This window comes from Pseudomonas sp. C2.3V (assembly GCF_058536325.1).
This window is the reverse complement of sequence record NZ_JBZUBN010000001.1, coordinates 797,790-815,453: the sequence shown is the minus strand read 5'-3', so window position 1 is coordinate 815,453 and position 17,664 is coordinate 797,790. Positions and strand designations below refer to the sequence as shown.

Here is a 17,664-nt window from a genome sequence, read left to right as displayed (position 1 = left end):
CGCCCTCCCAAACGCTCCATAGTCAGGCTAATCCACTTCAGAGGAGCCTGCCCCATGCTCACGACGGCGATTTTCCCTTCCCGCTATGTTCAAGGTAACGGAGCCTTTAACCACTTGGGTGAGGAGCTTGCACGCTTCGGTAAACGTACCCTGGCCCTTCTTGACCCCTTTGCCGACGACCATCTGGGGGCAGCGCTCGACAAGGCCTGTCAGCATCAGCTCGAATGCCAGCGTATCCGCTTCAACGGCGAGTGCAGCGACGAGGAAGTCGCACGGCTGGCTGGGGTGGCGCGTCAGCACCTGCCTGACTCCATCGTCGGGATCGGTGGTGGCAAATCACTCGACACCGCCAAGGCGCTGGCCCACGAACTGAACATACCTGTGGCCGTTGTGCCTACCCTGGCCTCTACCGATGCTCCATGCAGTGCGCTTTCAGTAATCTATACCGCAGAAGGTGCTTTCAAGCGCTACCTGTTTCTGCCGCGAAACCCGGATCTTGTACTGGTAGACACCGGTATCATTGCCCAGGCCCCTGCGCGCTTTCTGGTATCAGGAATGGGCGACGCCATGGCGACCTGGTTCGAGGCAGAAGACTGCCGTATCCGCGGCGCTGGCAACATGACAGGAAGACCCGGCCCTCTCACCGCCTATGCCCTGGCACGCCTGTGCTATGACACGCTTCTGGAATACGGCCCACTCGCACTGCATGCCTGTCAGCAACAGGTCGTCACGCCAGCCCTGGAGCATATCGTCGAAGCCAATACCCTGCTTTCCGGACTAGGCTTCGAAAGCGGCGGCCTGGCAGCTGCTCATGCGATTCACAATGGCTTCACCGCCCTGGCCCAGACCCACAGCTACTGGCACGGCGAGAAGGTTGCGTTTGGCGTATTGACCATGTTGATCCTGAGTGGCCGCAAGCCTGCCATCATTGATGAAGCCTTCACGTTCAGTCAGCGAATCGGCTTGCCGCTTACTCTGGCAGATATCGGTCTGGCCAATGCGTCTGATGCAGACCTGCTCAAGGCTGCGGAACTGGCCTGCGCGGAAGGGGAAACCATTCACAACGAGCCCTTCAGGGTCGATCCGCTTTCGGTAGTTGCCGCCATGAAGACAGCCGACGCCGAGGGACGTTTTCGCAAGCAGGCCTGATGATTAACTGGTAGACGCCATAACGATCATGGCAGCATTCCTGACGGATTTCCCCGCCAGGAATGCACTCCAATACCCCATGACAGCCATACCCCCTGCGCCGCGCCAGCCTTGGCGACACCGGGCGCTCAGCCTTTTTCAGTACAGCTCACGGGCATTGGGCCTCGTGTGGTCGACCTCTCCTACCCTGACCCTGGGACTTGCCCTGGCTACCGTGGTAGCAGGTGTGTTGCCAGCGCTGGCCGCCTGGCTCGGCAAGCAGATCGTGGATTCGGTCGTGGCGGCCATGCAGTTGCATCAGACACAGGGGAACGCTCTACTGTCGCCCGTGCTCTGGCTGTTGGCCATGGAAGCCGGCGTGGTCGCCCTGATCGCAGCGGCGCAGCGGGGCCTCTCCGTCCAGCAGTCTTTGCTGCGCGTCCTGCTGGGGCAAAAGGTCAATCTGATGATCTTGGAAAAGGCCCAGCAACTGTCACTGGTCCAATTTGAAGACTCGGAATTCTACGACAAGCTCACCCGCGCCCGCCGCGAGGCCTCGATCCGCCCGCTCTCTCTGGTCAACAAGCTGTTCAGCCTGATGCAGAACGGTCTTTCACTGATCAGCTTTGCCATCCTGCTGATTCATTTTTCACCCTGGGCGCTGCTTATCCTGGTGGTCGGGGCATTGCCTGTCTTTTTTGCCGAAGCCAAGTTTTCGGGTGATGCCTTTCGCCTGTTTCGGCGGCGCTCCCCTGAGGCCCGCATGCAGGGTTATCTTGAAGCGGTCCTGGCGCGGGAAGATCATATCAAGGAGGTCAAACTTTTTGGTCTTGCGCCACGCCTGCTCCAGCGCTACCGCGATATCTTCACTCAGCTTTATGCCGAAGACCGGGCCCTGACGATCCGCCGGGATACCTGGGGCTTTCTGCTCGGTCTGCTTGGAACACTGGCGTTTTATGCCGCATATGTCTGGATCGTGGTGGACACTGTACAAGGGCGCATCAGCCTGGGTGAAATGACCATGTATCTGCTGCTGTTCCGACAGGGCCAAGCGGCAGTGAGCAGCAGTCTGACCGCCATCAGCGGCATGTATGAAGACAACCTCTATCTGTCCAACCTGTATGAATACCTCGAACAACCTGTGGCCGCTGAGCATGGCAGCTTGAAACAAGGCCAGACCCCAGACGATGGCATCCGCTTCGAACAGGTCAGCTTTCATTACCCCGGCGCCTCCCGGGCCGCCCTCGAGGGGATTACGCTGCACCTTCGGCCTGGCGAAAGCCTGGCGCTGGTGGGCGAGAACGGCTCCGGCAAGACCACACTGATCAAACTGCTCACTCGGCTCTACACACCTAGCGAGGGCCGTATCCTGCTGGACGGCAGCGACCTTCAGGAGTGGAACACAGAAGCCTTGCGGCAACGTATCGGTGTGATTTTTCAGGACTTCATTCGCTATCAGTTCAGCGCTGGCGAAAACCTGGGCGTGGGCGATGTCGAGGCCTTTGACGACGAGCAGCGCTGGCAGGAAGCAGCCGAACGTGGACGCTCCAGCGACTTCATCGAACGGCTCGACCAAGGCTATCAGACACAACTGGGTCGCTGGTTCAAAGGCGGACAGGAACTGTCAGGCGGACAATGGCAAAAAATCGCACTGTCACGCTCTTACATGCGTACCCAGGCCGACATTCTCGTACTCGACGAACCTACGGCTGCCATGGATGCTGCCGCCGAGGCAGAGGTTTTCGAGCAGTTTCGTCAGCATGCCCAAGGCAAGATGACGATCCTGATCTCTCACCGATTCTCTACGGTTCGCTCGGCTGATCAGATTGTGGTCCTGGAGCATGGCCGTATCATCGAACAGGGACGCCACGACGCGCTGGTCGCCCAGGATGGCCGGTACGCTCATCTATTCCAGCTGCAGGCCCAGGGGTATCGATAGGCCGTTTGACGACCCGAGAAGCAATCCTTTTTGTGCCTTTTTCTTCATTTTTTGAAACATATAAGGCATCCTCGGCGCCCTCCCTGTAATGATTGGAAAAGGTTTCGACCTGACTCCCTGCCCTGGAAAGCCGCTCATGTATGTCTTCATGGCCTTAACCTTCGTGCTCGGATACCTCTGTATCGCCTGCGAGCACACGCTGAAAATCGATAAAGCCGCCTCGGCGCTGCTGACAGCCGTTGTCAGTTGGACGCTGCTGGTGTTGGGCGCAGATCAAATCCTGCCGCACCTGCAGCCCGGCAGCGACAACACCCATTTCGTGGTCGAGGAGCTGCGCCACCACCTGGGCGAAGTCTCGGAGATCCTGTTTTTCCTGATGGGCGCCATGACCATCGTCGAACTGATCGATGCCCACGAAGGCTTCACGGTCATTACCGACCGTATTCGTACCAACAAGCGCGTCAGCCTGCTCTGGCTGGTCGGCCTGATCACGTTCTTCCTGTCTGCCGCGCTAGACAACCTGACGACTACCATCGTCATGGTTTCCCTGCTGCGCAAACTCATTGCCGATGCCAAGGAGCGCTGGTTCTACGCCGGGATTGTGGTCATTGCCGCGAATGCGGGTGGCGCCTGGTCACCTATTGGCGATGTAACGACTACCATGCTGTGGATTGGAAACCAGATCTCGGCCAGCGGTATCGTCATGAGTCTGTTCCTGCCCAGCCTGGTCTGTCTGCTCGTTCCCCTGGTGCTGCTCAGCTTCAGGCTCAAGGGCGAAGCCGAGCGACCGGCACTGGATGAGCATGAGAACAATGCGAATCCAACCACTCCGTTCGAGCGCAACCTTGTCTTTGCGCTGGGCATTGGCGCCCTGCTCTTTGTGCCGATCTTCAAGACCGTGACACACCTGCCGCCCTACATGGGTGTTCTGCTGGGCCTTGGCGTACTGTGGGTCGTGACTGAAATCATCCACCGCGGCAAGAACGATGAAGACAAGCACCCGCTGTCCGTAATTGGCGTACTGCGCCGGATCGATATGCCAAGCGTATTGTTTTTCCTGGGCATTCTGCTAGCAGTCTCCAGCCTGGCGACGGCAGGCCATCTTGTGCAGGTCGCCACTTGGCTGAAAGACGGCTTAGGCGATGTCTATGCCATCAATATCGCGATCGGTCTCCTGTCATCGGTGGTCGATAATGTACCGCTCGTAGCAGGCGCCATGAAAATGTATCCGCTGGTCTCCCCTGAAGCGCTGACGGCGGCCAGCTCAGCTGACGCCGGCTGGCTCACCCATTTCCTGGCCGATGGGCGATTCTGGGAAATGCTGGCCTATTGCGCCGGTACAGGCGGCAGCTGTCTGATCATCGGCTCAGCCGCTGGCGTAGCAGCAATGGGCATGGAGAAGATCGACTTCATGTGGTACCTGAAACGCATCAGCCTGCTGGCGCTATTGGGTTACCTAGGCGGTGCCGCCACTTACATCGGCCTAGCCAGTCTAGGCGCATAAGAAAAAAGGCCAGCTTTACGCTGGCCTTTTGTTTTCAGGTATCAACGGAAAGGCGGTTCGTCAAAGCTGCGCAGCTTGCGCGAGTGCAGCGAGTCCAGTTGCGCCCGGAGCAGGTCCAATGCCGCGATACCGATTGCCAGGTGCTGACTGACGGCTCGCTCGTAGAACGCATTGGCCGAGCCCGGCAGCTTAATCTCGCTGTGCAGGGGTTTGTCTGACACACACAGCAAGGTGCCGTACGGGACGCGCAGTCGATATCCTTGAGCCGCAATAGTGCCGCTCTCCATATCCACCGCAATGGCGCGGGCCAGATTGATAACAGGCCGCTCCTGCGCCCATCTCAGCTCCCAGTTACGGTCGTCATAGGTCAGCACTGTGCCGGTTCGCAGCCGGCGCTTGAGCGCCTCGCCACGGTCGCCCGTCACCTGAGCTGCCGCTTCGGCCAGGGCCACCTGCACTTCGGCCAGGGCCGGGATTGGTATGTGAGGCGGTAGTACACGGTCCAGAATGCCGTCACGACGCATATAGGCATGCGCGAGTACGTAATCGCCGATGTTCTGTGACTGCCGCAGTCCGCCACAATGGCCGATCATCAGCCAGCAGTGCGGACGTAAGACGGCCAGATGATCCGTAATGTTCTTGGCATTGGATGGCCCCACCCCGATGTTTACGAGGGTAACGCCATGACCATCCGCGGCGATCAGGTGATAGGCCGGCATCTGAAAGCGATGCCAGGCGATACCGCCAATGATGGACTGGGCCTCGCCATCATCCAGGCCGCGCTCGATGGTGACATTACCCGGCAGTACCATACGCACGAACCGAGGATCGTCCCGCAGCTGCTGTAGGCCATGACGAATGAATTGATCGACATAGCGGTGGTAATTGGTCAGGAGAATCCAGGGCTGCACATGGCGCCAGTCACTACCGGTATAGTGCACGATACGACGCAGGGAAAAGTCCGTCCGGGCGGCATCGAACAGCGATAGGGGAAGAATGGTCTCCTGCGCCCAGTCATACAGGCCATCGGCGATATCGTCGTGGGCGGCGGACAGGTCGGTACTGGGAAAAACGCGCGCCAGCTCGGCGGCCGTCACGCCCGACCCAGCCAGTTCATCCCCCTGCTCCACCACATAGGGATAGGGGATGTCCTGCTCGCTCGGCCCCACCTCGACCAGAATGTCGTATTCCGCCATGAGCGGTTCGAGCTGTTCAAGCAGGTATTTGCGAAAGGCAGCCGGGTGCGTAACGGTGGCCCGGTAAGTACCCGGAAGCTGCACCTTGGCATAGGCCCGCGTGGTAGTCGGCACCGCCTGGGAGGAGCGGTAGCACAGACGGATCTCGGGATACCGGAACAGCTGCCGCTCGGCCTCGGTCGGCTCGATACGATCCTTGAGGTAGCGCTTGAGCGCACTGCTCAAGGCTTGGGTTGCCTGCTGATGCAGCGCAGCCAGCCGATCCACCGCCTCGCTAGCCGAATGGGCTGCAACAAAACCATCTTCGAACGTCTGAGGCATGCACGATTTCCTTACTCAAGAATGAACGAGGCAATCTGGCTCCTGCGTCGACTCATCAGCAGGCCAGACAGCCCCTTTGCCAGCATTTAGTCAGAGAGTAGCTGAGTTGGATCACGGTTATCTGACAATTGCTCAGAATCCCGGCGCTGATTCCACAGGTGATGATAATGCCCTTCTGGATTGGCCAGCAGCTGTGTGTGATTCCCCTCCTCCACCAGCCGTCCCTGCCGAAGCACAATGATGCGATCAGCATCACGGATCGTCGACAGCCGGTGCGCCACTACAATCATCGTTACCTTACCGCGCAAGTCATGCAGCGCTTCCTGCAAAAGCGTTTCGGTTTCACTGTCGATACTGGCCGTCGCCTCATCCAGCAGCAACACCTTGGGCTGGCGCAGCAGGGCTCGCGCCAGCGCCAGCAATTGCCGCTCACCCGTGGAAAGCGTAAAGCCACGTTCACCCAGCCGGGTTTCCAGCCCCTCGGGCAACCGTGCAATCAGGGGAGACAGGTGAGCATCATCAAGGGCCTCCTGAAGACGCCACGGCTCTGCCTCACTGCCCAGCAGCAGGTTATCGCGCAGGGTGCTGGAACGGATGAATGGCTCCTGCGGTACGGTAGCAATGGCGGCCCCCAATGCCTCAGGTGTCAGTTTTGATAGCTCACGGCCATCCAGTAGCAGCTGGCCACCCGTTACCGGCTGCAAGCCGGCCAGAAGGTCAAGCAGGGTCGACTTCCCGCTGCCGGTCGGCCCGACGATCGCCAGGAACGTGCCGGGGGCAATCTCCAGATTGATATCGCTCAACGTGTCGTGATCTGCACCTTCATGGCGGAAGCGAACCTGTTTGAGCTCAAAGCAGGCCTTGTCCACCGGCCGGCTATCGGTACCCTGTAGTGCCTGGGCCTGATCGAGCAGATTAAGCAGTCGCGTACCGGCAACGCTCGCCTGCTGATAGAGATTGAACCGCTGAGTGATTTCCATCAGTGGCTCGGTCACTCGCCCCAGGTAAGTCACAAAGGCGTACATCACCCCGATCTCGGCTCCTCCGCCCAGGTGATTCAGACCATAGGTCAGGAGCAATACCGCCAGCACAATCACGCTCACCAGATCGAGCGCCGAACGCAAGAGCAGGCCCGAGAAACGTACCGTACTGATTCGTGCCTCGTACTGTTGCTGGTTGAGATCATGGAAGTGCTTGCGGAACGGCGCGGTCTGGTTGAAAGCCTGGATAATAGCCATTCCGCCAATCGCCTCATTAAGACGCGCGCTCTGCTCGGAGCGCAGCGCCCTCACCCGCATGGCAGCCGGCCCGCTCAAGCGTTGATACAGCCAGACGATAAAGGCGGCCGCCGGGATAAGCAGCATGGCGATCATCATGAGATGGACATTCATCAGCGCCATGGCCACCAGAATGCCGATCAGCAGCACAATATTGCCGACAATGGTGCCCAAAAACGCGACATAGAGTTCACGCAGGGCATCTGTGTCATTGGTTACCCGCGCAACCAGCTCCCCGGTTGCCGTACGGTCATGAAAGCTCTGCGGCAAGTGCAGAACATGGCGGAACAACCGCCGACGCAACAGCAGTACCGTATCCATGGCGATGCCGGCAAACCGCAGGCTTTGCAGGTAACGCCCGAGTGCGGCGAGCGCCTGGGTTACTACATAGATCAGGAACAGTACGATCAGGGGCTCAGCCCGCAGATCGCCAGGCACCAGGTAGGTATCCAGATAATGTTTAGTTAGCCAGGGGCCCATCACGTCCATGACAGTTGCCCCAATCAGGATAGCCACAGCCGCCATCAGCCGGCGCGGATTAGCCAACACCGGCCCCAGCAGCAATTTGATAACACGATGCTTAGGCATGTTCGCCTCCTGCCTGTTGCAGCTGCCAGAGTCGGGCGTAGACACCACCCTGCGCCAGCAACTGTTCATGCGAGCCTCGCTCGGCGATACGGCCCTCCTCCAACACAATCAACTGATCAGCCTCCCGTACGGCAGACAGACGGTGGCTCACAATGATGCGCGTCCGATTGCCCAGGCGAGCCAGCGTCTCGAGCAGACGTGTTTCGGTCGCGGTATCAACGGCCGACAGCGTGTCATCCAGCAGCAGGATAGGCGCATCGGATAACAGTGCACGCGCCAGGGCTACTCGCTGTCGCTGGCCTCCAGACAATGTCACACCGCGCTCACCCACCGGCGTTTCAAGCCCTTCGGGGAGCTGATTGAGGTCTGTGGCAAAGGCCGCGTCGGTCAGAGCGCCCCGGATCTGCTCGGGGGTAGCCTCAGGTCGTCCAAGTGCAACGTTTTCAGCCAGACTGCGGGCAAACAGGAAAGGATCCTGGGGAACGTATGCAAACTGAGCCCGTAACGCTTCCAGTGAATACGCCTCAAGAGGATGATCGCCCAGGCGAATCTCGCCGTCCGTCAAAGGGTACTGACGGAGCAGCAGCCGCAGCAAGGTGCTCTTCCCGCTGCCTGTGGCGCCCACAATGCCCAGCGTACTTCCTGCCGGAAGCTCGAAGTGAATATCCTGCAACGCAGGCGTCTGGCCTTGAGGATAGACAAAGGAAGGAATATTCACGCTCAACGTCGATCCGGGCTCGGGCGTCAGTGTCCCCTCGTCTCGGATGCTTTCTACGGAGGCAAAAAACTCCCGCAGGCGACGCCCTCCCGCCTCTCCGCGCTGGAGGATATTGAGGCACCAGCCAATGGCAAACATTGGCCAGATCAGTTGTACAAGGTAAAGGCTGAAGCTGGTCAGCTGTCCTAGCGTAATGGCACCCTGCATGTAGCGTCCGGTGCCCACGATCAATGTCAGCAGCGTGGCGCAGCTTAGCGCTACGAAGATGATGGGCTCGTACTTAGCTTCGGTTCGCTGAACAGCGTAATCAGCCTTAGCCGCCGCACGGGCACGCTCGTCAAAATCATCCAGCTCCGCTTCGATCAGCGCGTTCTGTCGCAGCATACGCAGCCCGCTCAAAGCCTCCTGAGTGCGATCATTGAGGTCTGAGAAGCGCTGCAAGGTCTGCCCGAAGCGTTGCTGAACCCGCTTCGCCACGTGGTAGAACCCCCAGGCCATGAACGGAAACGGCAGCAGGGCCATGAGCGCCAACGGCGCATCGATACCGACCAGCATGACTGCCAGTACAAGCACCAGGGTCATGGCCCCGTCAAAACTGGACAGCACGCCCTCACCGGCAGCCATCTCTACTGCATCTATATCCTGGGTAGCCCGTGCCAGTAGATCGCCCGTACGACTCGCCTGAAAAAAGCCGGGATCCAGTCGGGTAAGCTTGGCGTAAAACGCATCGCGCAGCTCCACGCCTACCTTGTACGCGGTTCCGAACAACCGTACCCGCCAGTGATAACGAAGCACATAGAGCCCAAGACCAACCACCGCCAGCAGGGCGACACGCCCTAGCAGCTCCGTTTGCCCAAGCTCACCGGCCCGTAGTGCATCAATGGTTTTGCCTACCCACCAGGGCAGCGTCAGATTCAAGAGGCCTACGCCCAACAGGCAGGTGATTGCCCCGCAATAGGCCAGTCGATGGCGAAAGAGAAAATCGCGCAGTAACGTCCAAAGCGCCATGTAAAGAAATACCTGAACATAAGTAGCTGCCCAGTATAGCCCTCTATGACGTCTGAACCGGAGCCTGACAGAGCAGCCAATCCTGTAGAAGAGTTTGCAGTTCACCCAGCCTGACCGGCTTGGCCAGGTAATCGCTCATCCCGGCCGCCAGGCAACGTTCCCGATCACCGTGGTGTGGATGGGATGACAACGCCAGCACCGGCAACTCCTCGCAATCGGGCAATGCTCGAATGGCCCGACAGATGGCAAACCCATCCATGACCGGCATCTGGCAATCGAGCAGGACGGCATCCACCGTTACCTGATCCAGAAGTTCGAGCGCCTGAGAGCCGGAATCGGCAGTCCGCACCTGATAGCCCAGCCGGAGCAGCATGCCACGCAGGATCATCTCGTCATGAGCATTGCTCTCCACGATCAGAACCGTGCAATTGGCGGGCTGCCGTGTCGTCAGCACACAGGCGCGGCGCGCAGGTGCCGGCAGCGCCACACGCCCCGGTAGCGGCAAGGTAATAGCCATGCGAAAGCGACTTCCAGTCCCCACCTGCGAGGAATGGCTGAGCGTTCCCCCCAGGAGATGGATCAGCTTGCGACACAGGGCCAGGCCAATTCCCAATCCGCCATAGCGGCGCGTCAGGGAACCATCGAGCTGATGGAAGCGCTGATAGAGCTGCTCGCTCTGCTCCGGTGTAAACCCGATACCCGTATCGACCACCTCAATCAGCAGCGGCTGGCGATAAGCATCTGCCTGCGCATCCGGATGCGCCTGTACGCGCACCGTTACCGATCCTTCATGCGTGAACTTAATGGCGTTTTCGATCAGATGCCCCAAGGCTCTGGCCAGCTTTGGTGCGTCACCTTCCAGGGTATCGGGCAATGCCGGGTCGATCTCCACCTGGAATGCCAGACGCTTGGCCTCGGCACTCGGGGTATAGCGCGTGCGTAAACTGTCAAAGAGTCCATGCAGACTGAACGGCACCCGCCGAGCTACCTGCTTGCCGGCACGCAGCTCGGTGAGGGTCAGGATGTCATCCACCATGCGCATCATTGCTCGCGCGGACTCGCTGGCGGACTGGTGGTACTGCTCCAGCTCCACCGTCATGGGCTGCGTCTGGATCAGTTCCAGCGAGCCGATGACTCCATTCATAGGCGTTCGCAACTCATGGGTCACGGTAGCCAGAAACTCATCCTTCAAGCGATTACTGTTGGCCAGCTCCTCGTTCAACCGCTCCAGTGCACGGCGAGACTCTTCGAGAATCCGCGCCCGTTCCTCGCGCATGGCATTGATCCGGTCAGCCAGAGCCAACGAAAGCAAGGCTACCTCAAGCGCCGAGCCAATCTGGCTCGCATAGACCGTGAGGAAGTTATAAGGCAACAGACCGGCTACCATCAGAATATTGGCCAGCCCGCCAAGCAGGAAAATCGACCATGCGATGATGAAGTAACGCGCGGTACGCATACCATCGAACCAGGCCCGGATACCGGCCGTGAACACGACAAAGATAAAGATCAGTGCCAGGAGCGTGGCCAACCGCATCGCCGTCGCGTAGTCACAGGTCAGTGACGTCAGGACGCATAAGCAGGCCAGCAGGATCAGGCCCTTCATGCAGAGGTCGATTCGACGACTGTACTGGCGGGTCTGCAGGAAATGTCGGGTGAACTGGCTACCAAAGATACCTGCCATGCCGACAAAGAATGGCGTTGCGATGTTGGCCCAGCGAGGACTGTCCGGCCACAGGTATTCGGAGCCGGTCCCGTTGATCGACAGCAGATAGCAGCCGAACGAGCCGACATAAAAGATGTGATACAGGTAACTGGGATCGCGAACGCTGAGGAAAATAAGCAGGTTGTAGAGCATCATCACCAGCAGAACACCGTAGATGATACCTAGCAGATAAACACGTGCCGGCTCGGCCTCGATAAACGCCCTGGTGGTCCAGAGCACCAGCGGGGCCTGAACGGACCCCTGACTTTCAACCCGCAGATACAGCCGCTTCGTCTCTCCCGGTGCAAACGACAGCGGATATAGATAGCTGCTGTGCCGAATCAGACGGCTGCTGAACGGCAGTGTATCCCCCATGCGCTGGGCCAATCGGTACACACCTTGCGCATCGGGTGCGTAGATATCATAGCGGTCGAGTGGTGGGTAGGAGAGTTCGAGCAGCCAGCTTTTGGGCCCAATGCCGGTCTTGGGTCGATACGCAAGGTCCAGGCGAATCCAGTAGGCCGAGCGTGAATAACCGGCCCCAAAAACATCTTCGCCATGCCGGATAAAGCTGCCACTTAATGCCGGTGATGTGATGTCTTCGATAGTCGATGTGCCACGAACATCCTCGAATACCTCAAGCGACTGCCCGAGGGACAATCGTTCGATCGACTCATCGAACTCAACGGCCTGTACCCACCAGGGCCATGCGAGCAGAATGAAAAAGAACCAGTTGCGCATATAAAAGGCTTCGCCAGAAAAGCCCGCAGGCAGCATCATGCACAAACTGCCCTCTCGTGCGACGCATCCCTTCAAGCATTGAGTTAGGTGCGGCACTCTATCACAGGCCGGCCCAGCAGCTACACTGCCGACCGGAGCCTTTGTTCAGCCTGTTTAGTGATAAGCTTTTTGCCATGAATACACACAACGCTCGTCCCGTCGTCCTTTGCCTTTCCGGTCATGACCCCAGCGGCGGCGCTGGTCTGCAGGCAGACATCGAAGCCCTGATCGCCCAGGGCTGCCATGCGGCACCCGCCGTCACCGCGCTGACCGTTCAGGATACGATCAACGTGTCCGACTTTCGTGTACTGGACCGTGCCTGGGTGATGGCCCAGGCCAACGCCGTGCTGACGGATCTTCCTGTCGCAGCCGTCAAACTGGGCATGCTCGGCTCTATCGAAATGGTTGAAACGGTACTGGATATCCTCGCGAATCATCCACAGTTACCGCTGGTGTGCGACCCGGTGCTACGCGCCGGTGGTGGTGGAGCCCTTGGCAAGGATGAGGTGGGTTATGCCATCCGCGAGCGGCTGTTACCGCGCGCAACGATTGTCACGCCTAACCTCCCCGAGGCCCGCATCCTGGCCGAGCTGCCGGAAGGGACGGCAGACGCGTGTGCCGACAAACTTCTCCTCTACTGCGAGCATTTGCTCATCACCGGCGGTCATGGTGACGAGCAGGAAGTGCACAATCGCCTGTACACCCGTGACGGGCATCAGGAAACCTTTATCTGCCAGCGTCTTCCCGGTAGCTATCACGGTTCGGGCTGCACGCTGGCCAGCGCACTGGCCGGTCGGCTGGCTTTGGGAGAAGCCCTGCCCAGCGCAGTTCGCTCAGCTCTGGACTACACCTGGCGCACCCTGCGTGATGCCGAGCGTCCCGGCCGCGGCCAGTATATTCCCCGTCGCCTGCCACTGGACTTCTGCTCATGACTCCACTGCGTGGTCTGTACGCCATTACTGACAGCCAGCTCCTGGCCGACGACAAGCTTCTCCCCTATGTGGAAGCCGCATTGAAGGGCGGTGCCCGCTTGATTCAATATCGGGACAAATCCAGCGACCAGGTCCGCCGTCGGGACGAAGCTCAGGCACTGTCCGAGCTGTGTAGACGCCACGGCGCAGACCTCATCATCAATGACGACCTTGAGCTTGCACTCCAATTGGGTGTGGGCCTGCATCTGGGGCAGGAAGATGGATCCCTCGCCGAAGCACGCCAACAGTTAGGTCAGGCGGCAATTCTGGGAGGTACTTGCCATGCCCAGCTGGCCCTGGCGGAACGCGCTGTCCTGGAAGGCGCCAGCTACATCGCCTTTGGTCGCTTCTTCAACTCAAACACAAAACCCGGCGCACCGGCGGCCACGCCTGAACTGCTGATCGAGGCGCAACGCCGCTTCACCGTGCCGGTGTGCGCCATTGGAGGCGTTACCCTCGACAATGCCCCCTCACTGATCGAGCGTGGAGCCAGTCTGATTGCCGTCATTCATGCATTGTTTTCCGCGCCCTCTGCCGAAGAGGTAGAGCGCCGCGCCCGGGCATTCAGTGCACTGTTCAACCCCATTTCGTAGAGAATTCGCCATGTCACGCTCCGAAACACTGTTCGCCGATGCCCAGAAGCATATTCCAGGTGGCGTCAACTCCCCAGTTCGCGCCTTCAAAAGCGTGGGCGGCACGCCCCTTTTCTTCAAGCATGCCGCAGGCGCCTATGTCATCGACGAAGACGACAAGCGTTACGTTGACTATGTAGGCTCCTGGGGCCCGATGATTCTGGGGCATAGTCATCCCGACGTACTGGATGCTGTGCGCCGCCAGCTTGAACATGGTTTGTCCTATGGCGCACCAACTGCCATGGAAACCGAAATGGCCAATCTGATCTGCCAGCTGGTGCCCTCCATGGAAATGGTGCGCATGGTCAGCTCAGGCACCGAAGCCACCATGAGTGCCATTCGCCTGGCACGTGGATATACCGGTCGCGACACCATCATCAAGTTTGAAGGGTGCTATCACGGCCATTCGGACAGTCTTCTGGTAAAAGCGGGCTCTGGTGCCCTCACCTTGGGCGTTCCCAGCTCTCCTGGCGTACCCGCTGCGTTTGCCCAGCACACCCTGACCCTACCCTACAACGACCTGGACGCCGTCAAGGAAACCCTGCAGAAAGTAGGCGCGGATATCGCCTGTATCATTGTCGAGCCCGTGGCCGGCAACATGAACTGCGTACCGCCTGCCCCCGGCTTCCTGCAGGGCTTGCGTACCCTGTGCGATGAACATGGCGTAGTGCTGATTTTTGACGAGGTCATGACTGGCTTCCGCGTTGCCTTGGGTGGTGCCCAGGCTCATTACGAAATCACACCGGACCTCACCACGTTTGGCAAGATTGTGGGCGGTGGCATGCCTGTCGGGTGCTTTGGCGGTAAGCGCGCCATCATGGAAAAGATTGCACCGCTTGGCCCGGTCTATCAGGCCGGCACGCTGTCCGGTAACCCACTCGCCATGGCAGCTGGCCTGACGACGCTTAAGCTCATCAGCCGTCCCGGCTTCCACGACGAGCTGACCGCTCTGACAACCCGCCTGCTGGACGGCTTGCGCGAACGTGCCCAGGCAGCCGGCGTTCCGTTCGTCACCACCCAGGCAGGCGGCATGTTCGGCCTTTATTTCAGCACGGCAGACGACATCGTGACCTTCGATGACGTTATGGCCAGCGACGTCGAGCGCTTCAAGCGCTTCTTCCATCTGATGCTGGAAGGCGGCGTCTATCTCGCACCCAGCGCATTCGAAGCCGGCTTCACCTCCATTGCACATGGCGAAGCGGAACTCGACATCACCTTTAAAGCAGCCGAACGTGCCTTTGCCGCGCTGAAAAACTGAGTACCGCCTATCGATGGTTTCGCTTGTAGGCAAACGGAGCGGAACCATCGTTTGCAATGAGCCTCTCAGTTTGAAACAGCCGATATCAGGCAATTACAAAAAAAGTTCATCGTAACTGCGTAAATTTTTTGTAAGGTGGTATCGGCTTCACTCATAATGTGCGAGCCGGCGCGTTTCGCCGGTCGGGTTTCCAGAAAAACCTGCCTCGATCCTGGAGGCGTTCCATGCACCGCGCCGGCCGTTTCATCATTACCAGCTTGCTTCTGTTCCCGCTGCTCGCCTTTGCGGGCGGTAATTCCCTGCTCATTCCCAGCACCAGCCGCTGCAACCTCAATGCAGCCCCGGAAGAGCTTCCGCAAGCCCTCTCCAAGTGCCAGCAGACTGCCCGCGCCGGTGATGCGCAGGCGCAATATGAGCTAGGCAGCTTTTACTACGATGGCAAACAGACCCCAAAGGATTTGAATCAGGCTCGTATCTGGTTCGAGCAGGCTTCGCTGAAGGGTCATGCTGATGCGCAGTACCGATTGGGCACCATGTTTTTCCGTGGCGAAGGTGTTCAGGCCAATACCGTGCAGGCCTATATCGTACTCAAGATGGCTGCCATCAACGGCTCGGAAGACGCCATGGACACCGCGGATCTGGTAGCTGAGCAGATGAGAAGGGATGAGCTGGAAATTGCAACCCAGGTGCTGGGTCAGATTTTCAGAGACTACCTGCAGGATTTGCAGACGGCAGGCACCGGAAATCCTTTCGCGCCACTTCCCTGACAAACCGGTAGACGCAGCCGCATGATATGACGGCTGCGTTTTGCGGCATTATTTCTCCGGCATTGGTACCGGAAATGGCATGACGTTCGTTCCGCCCTTGGCTTCGCTGATCTTGGCCTGGCCAAGACGCTCCACTTCGTCGATCCGGATGACCGAGTGCAAGGGAACGAAGCTGCGGATAACGCCTTCGAACTGGGACTTCAGTTTTTCTTCACTGGGGTCTACGACGACTTGCGTACGCTCGCCAAAGACGAATTCTTCGACTTCGAGAAAGCCCCACAGATCACTTTGATAGATCTGCTTGGCATACATCTCGTAAACCTGTCCCTGGTTATGAAAAATCACCTTATAGATCGCTGGTTTGCTCATGATGATGGGTAACAGGAATGAAAACGGGGACGGATAATAGCAGTGAGGAGACGATCAGTGCTAGGAAGCAAGGACTCTCATCCTTATAATATGCGGTCCTCAATTTTTTCCCCGACGAAGCGCGCATGACCAAGAAGCTTTTCATCGAAACTCACGGCTGCCAGATGAACGAGTATGACTCGTCCCGCATGGTCGACCTCCTCGGTGAGCATCAGGCGCTGGAGCTGACCGCAAATCCGGCCGAAGCCGATGTGATCCTGCTCAATACCTGCTCCATTCGTGAAAAGGCTCAGGAAAAGGTCTTTTCACAACTGGGCCGCTGGCGCGAACTGAAGTTACAGAACCCCGAGCTGGTGATCGGCGTGGGCGGCTGCGTGGCCAGCCAGGAAGGCGCCGCGATTCGTGATCGTGCGCCCTACGTCGACGTGGTGTTCGGCCCTCAGACACTGCATCGCCTGCCTGAAATGATCGACGCGGCCCGGGCTACTCGCGCGCCACAGGTCGACATTTCATTCCCGGAAATCGAGAAATTCGATCGCCTGCCCGAACCTCGTGTCGATGGTCCCAGCGCATTCGTCTCGATCATGGAAGGCTGCAGCAAGTACTGCACGTTCTGCGTTGTGCCTTATACCCGTGGTGAAGAGGTCAGTCGACCCTTTGATGACGTCCTGGCCGAAGTGATTCACCTGGCCGAGAACGGCGTTCGCGAAGTCACTCTGCTCGGACAGAACGTCAATGGCTATCGCGGCCTGACCCATGATGGCCGGATCGCCGACTTTGCCGAGCTGCTGCGCGTGGTGGCGGCCGTTGATGGTATCGACCGGATTCGCTACACCACCTCGCATCCGCTGGAGTTTTCCGACGCCCTGATCCAGGCACACGCCGAGATCCCGGAGCTGGCCAAATTCGTGCATCTGCCGGTGCAGTCGGGTTCTGACCGAATCCTGGCAGCCATGAAGCGCAACCACATGGCCATCGAGTACAAATCACGTATTCGCAAACTCAAGGCGGCGGTTCCTGATATCTGCATCAGCTCTGACTTCATTGTTGGCTTTCCGGGCGAAACCGAGAAAGACTTCGAGCAGACCATGAAGCTGATCGAGGACGTCGGCTTCGACTTCTCCTACTCCTTCGTCTACAGCGCACGCCCCGGCACACCGGCAGCGGATCTGGTGGACGATACCCCGGAAGAGGTCAAGAAACAGCGTCTGCAGATCCTGCAAGCCCGCATCAACCAGCAGGGCTTCGAGATCAGTCGTCGCATGGTTGGCACGGTCCAGACCATCCTGGTCAGCGACTTTTCCAAGAAGGACCCAGGCATGCTCCAGGGTCGTACGGAAAACAACCGCATCGTCAATTTCCGCTCCAGCAATGCCCTGCTGATTGGCCAGTTCGTCCAGGTTCATATTGATGACGCACTGCCCCACTCCCTGCGAGGCACCCTTCTGGCAGAAATTGCACAGCCGCATGCAACTTCCGGTGCCATAGTCACTGTCTGACTATTGG

13 protein-coding genes are annotated in these 17,664 nt (G+C 58.8%); 8 read left to right on the top strand and 5 right to left on the bottom strand.

The genetic code is table 11. From position 1 onward, the window contains the following. Nucleotides 1–54: 54 nt before the first annotated feature. The 3 genes from AC4LF3_RS03885 to nhaD all read left to right on the top strand — a co-directional run bounded on the left by AC4LF3_RS03885 (nucleotide 55) and on the right by nhaD (nucleotide 4,571). Complete coding sequence (locus tag AC4LF3_RS03885) at nucleotides 55–1,149, top strand: glycerol dehydrogenase (RefSeq protein ID WP_491834811.1); 1,095 nt, start codon at nucleotides 55–57, stop codon at nucleotides 1,147–1,149. A gap of 28 nt (nucleotides 1,150–1,177) precedes the next feature. After that, nucleotides 1,178–3,067, top strand: coding sequence for an ABC transporter ATP-binding protein (locus tag AC4LF3_RS03880; protein ID WP_491834810.1), 1,890 nt, complete (start codon nucleotides 1,178–1,180; stop codon nucleotides 3,065–3,067). Nucleotides 3,068–3,203: 136 nt separating this feature from the next. After that, nucleotides 3,204–4,571 (top strand): sodium:proton antiporter NhaD, encoded by a 1,368-nt coding sequence (nhaD, locus tag AC4LF3_RS03875; RefSeq protein WP_074822985.1) that lies wholly within the window; start codon nucleotides 3,204–3,206, stop codon nucleotides 4,569–4,571. A gap of 41 nt (nucleotides 4,572–4,612) precedes the next feature. Here nhaD and amn read toward each other — a convergent pair whose 3' ends face one another. The 4 genes from amn to AC4LF3_RS03855 form a co-directional block, all read right to left on the bottom strand. After that, the gene (gene amn / locus AC4LF3_RS03870) at nucleotides 4,613–6,088 is read right to left on the bottom strand and encodes an AMP nucleosidase (protein ID WP_010797123.1); all 1,476 of its coding nucleotides are present in this window, start codon (nucleotides 6,086–6,088) and stop codon (nucleotides 4,613–4,615) included. A gap of 86 nt (nucleotides 6,089–6,174) precedes the next feature. Further along, nucleotides 6,175–7,953, bottom strand: coding sequence for an ABC transporter ATP-binding protein (locus AC4LF3_RS03865; RefSeq protein ID WP_197872191.1), 1,779 nt, complete (start codon nucleotides 7,951–7,953; stop codon nucleotides 6,175–6,177). Further along, complete coding sequence (locus AC4LF3_RS03860; RefSeq protein ID WP_019364064.1) at nucleotides 7,946–9,679, bottom strand: ABC transporter ATP-binding protein; 1,734 nt, start codon at nucleotides 9,677–9,679, stop codon at nucleotides 7,946–7,948. The genes AC4LF3_RS03865 and AC4LF3_RS03860 overlap by 8 nt, the downstream gene beginning before the upstream one ends. Nucleotides 9,680–9,722: 43 nt before the next feature. Further along, nucleotides 9,723–12,122, bottom strand: coding sequence for a 7TM diverse intracellular signaling domain-containing protein (locus AC4LF3_RS03855; protein ID WP_312508646.1), 2,400 nt, complete (start codon nucleotides 12,120–12,122; stop codon nucleotides 9,723–9,725). A 173-nt stretch (nucleotides 12,123–12,295) separates the two neighbouring features. Between AC4LF3_RS03855 and AC4LF3_RS03850 the strand changes: the two genes are divergently transcribed. The 4 genes from AC4LF3_RS03850 to AC4LF3_RS03835 all read left to right on the top strand — a co-directional run bounded on the left by AC4LF3_RS03850 (nucleotide 12,296) and on the right by AC4LF3_RS03835 (nucleotide 15,789). Further along, nucleotides 12,296–13,093 (top strand): hydroxymethylpyrimidine/phosphomethylpyrimidine kinase, encoded by a 798-nt coding sequence (locus tag AC4LF3_RS03850; RefSeq protein WP_491834809.1) that lies wholly within the window; start codon nucleotides 12,296–12,298, stop codon nucleotides 13,091–13,093. Next, nucleotides 13,090–13,725: a thiamine phosphate synthase gene (thiE, locus tag AC4LF3_RS03845; protein WP_010797118.1), complete on the top strand. Its 636-nt coding sequence runs from the start codon at nucleotides 13,090–13,092 to the stop codon at nucleotides 13,723–13,725. Before AC4LF3_RS03850 ends, thiE begins: the two co-directional genes overlap by 4 nt. 10 nt (nucleotides 13,726–13,735) lie before the next feature. Continuing rightward, the gene (hemL, locus tag AC4LF3_RS03840; RefSeq protein ID WP_125887211.1) at nucleotides 13,736–15,022 is read left to right on the top strand and encodes a glutamate-1-semialdehyde 2,1-aminomutase; all 1,287 of its coding nucleotides are present in this window, start codon (nucleotides 13,736–13,738) and stop codon (nucleotides 15,020–15,022) included. A 224-nt stretch (nucleotides 15,023–15,246) separates the two neighbouring features. Continuing rightward, a complete protein-coding gene (locus AC4LF3_RS03835) occupies nucleotides 15,247–15,789 on the top strand; it encodes a tetratricopeptide repeat protein (RefSeq protein WP_010797116.1) in 543 nt (180 codons plus the stop codon). Nucleotides 15,790–15,837: 48 nt separating this feature from the next. On the opposite strand, the gene AC4LF3_RS03830 is transcribed toward AC4LF3_RS03835, so the two are convergent. Beyond that, nucleotides 15,838–16,158 (bottom strand): DUF1820 family protein, encoded by a 321-nt coding sequence (locus AC4LF3_RS03830; protein WP_010797115.1) that lies wholly within the window; start codon nucleotides 16,156–16,158, stop codon nucleotides 15,838–15,840. Nucleotides 16,159–16,283: 125 nt separating this feature from the next. Here AC4LF3_RS03830 and miaB point away from each other — a divergent pair, with 125 nt between their 5' ends. Further along, nucleotides 16,284–17,657, top strand: a complete 1,374-nt coding sequence (gene miaB, locus AC4LF3_RS03825) for a tRNA (N6-isopentenyl adenosine(37)-C2)-methylthiotransferase MiaB (protein WP_074822997.1) — start codon at nucleotides 16,284–16,286, stop codon at nucleotides 17,655–17,657. Nucleotides 17,658–17,664 lie beyond the last annotated feature (7 nt).

Bases quoted from the DNA above. Each gene is read 5' to 3' on its own strand.
- AC4LF3_RS03885 (WP_491834811.1), top strand. From the start codon at position 55: ATGCTCACGACGGCGATTTTCCCTTCCCGCTATGTTCAAGGTAACGGA.
- AC4LF3_RS03880 (WP_491834810.1), top strand. From the start codon at position 1,178: ATGGCAGCATTCCTGACGGATTTCCCCGCCAGGAATGCACTCCAATAC.
- nhaD (WP_074822985.1), top strand. From the start codon at position 3,204: ATGTATGTCTTCATGGCCTTAACCTTCGTGCTCGGATACCTCTGTATC.
- amn (WP_010797123.1), bottom strand. From the start codon at position 6,088: ATGCCTCAGACGTTCGAAGATGGTTTTGTTGCAGCCCATTCGGCTAGC.
- AC4LF3_RS03865 (WP_197872191.1), bottom strand. From the start codon at position 7,953: ATGCCTAAGCATCGTGTTATCAAATTGCTGCTGGGGCCGGTGTTGGCT.
- AC4LF3_RS03860 (WP_019364064.1), bottom strand. From the start codon at position 9,679: ATGGCGCTTTGGACGTTACTGCGCGATTTTCTCTTTCGCCATCGACTG.
- AC4LF3_RS03855 (WP_312508646.1), bottom strand. From the start codon at position 12,122: ATGCGCAACTGGTTCTTTTTCATTCTGCTCGCATGGCCCTGGTGGGTA.
- AC4LF3_RS03850 (WP_491834809.1), top strand. From the start codon at position 12,296: ATGAATACACACAACGCTCGTCCCGTCGTCCTTTGCCTTTCCGGTCAT.
- thiE (WP_010797118.1), top strand. From the start codon at position 13,090: ATGACTCCACTGCGTGGTCTGTACGCCATTACTGACAGCCAGCTCCTG.
- hemL (WP_125887211.1), top strand. From the start codon at position 13,736: ATGTCACGCTCCGAAACACTGTTCGCCGATGCCCAGAAGCATATTCCA.
- AC4LF3_RS03835 (WP_010797116.1), top strand. From the start codon at position 15,247: ATGCACCGCGCCGGCCGTTTCATCATTACCAGCTTGCTTCTGTTCCCG.
- AC4LF3_RS03830 (WP_010797115.1), bottom strand. From the start codon at position 16,158: ATGAGCAAACCAGCGATCTATAAGGTGATTTTTCATAACCAGGGACAG.
- miaB (WP_074822997.1), top strand. From the start codon at position 16,284: ATGACCAAGAAGCTTTTCATCGAAACTCACGGCTGCCAGATGAACGAG.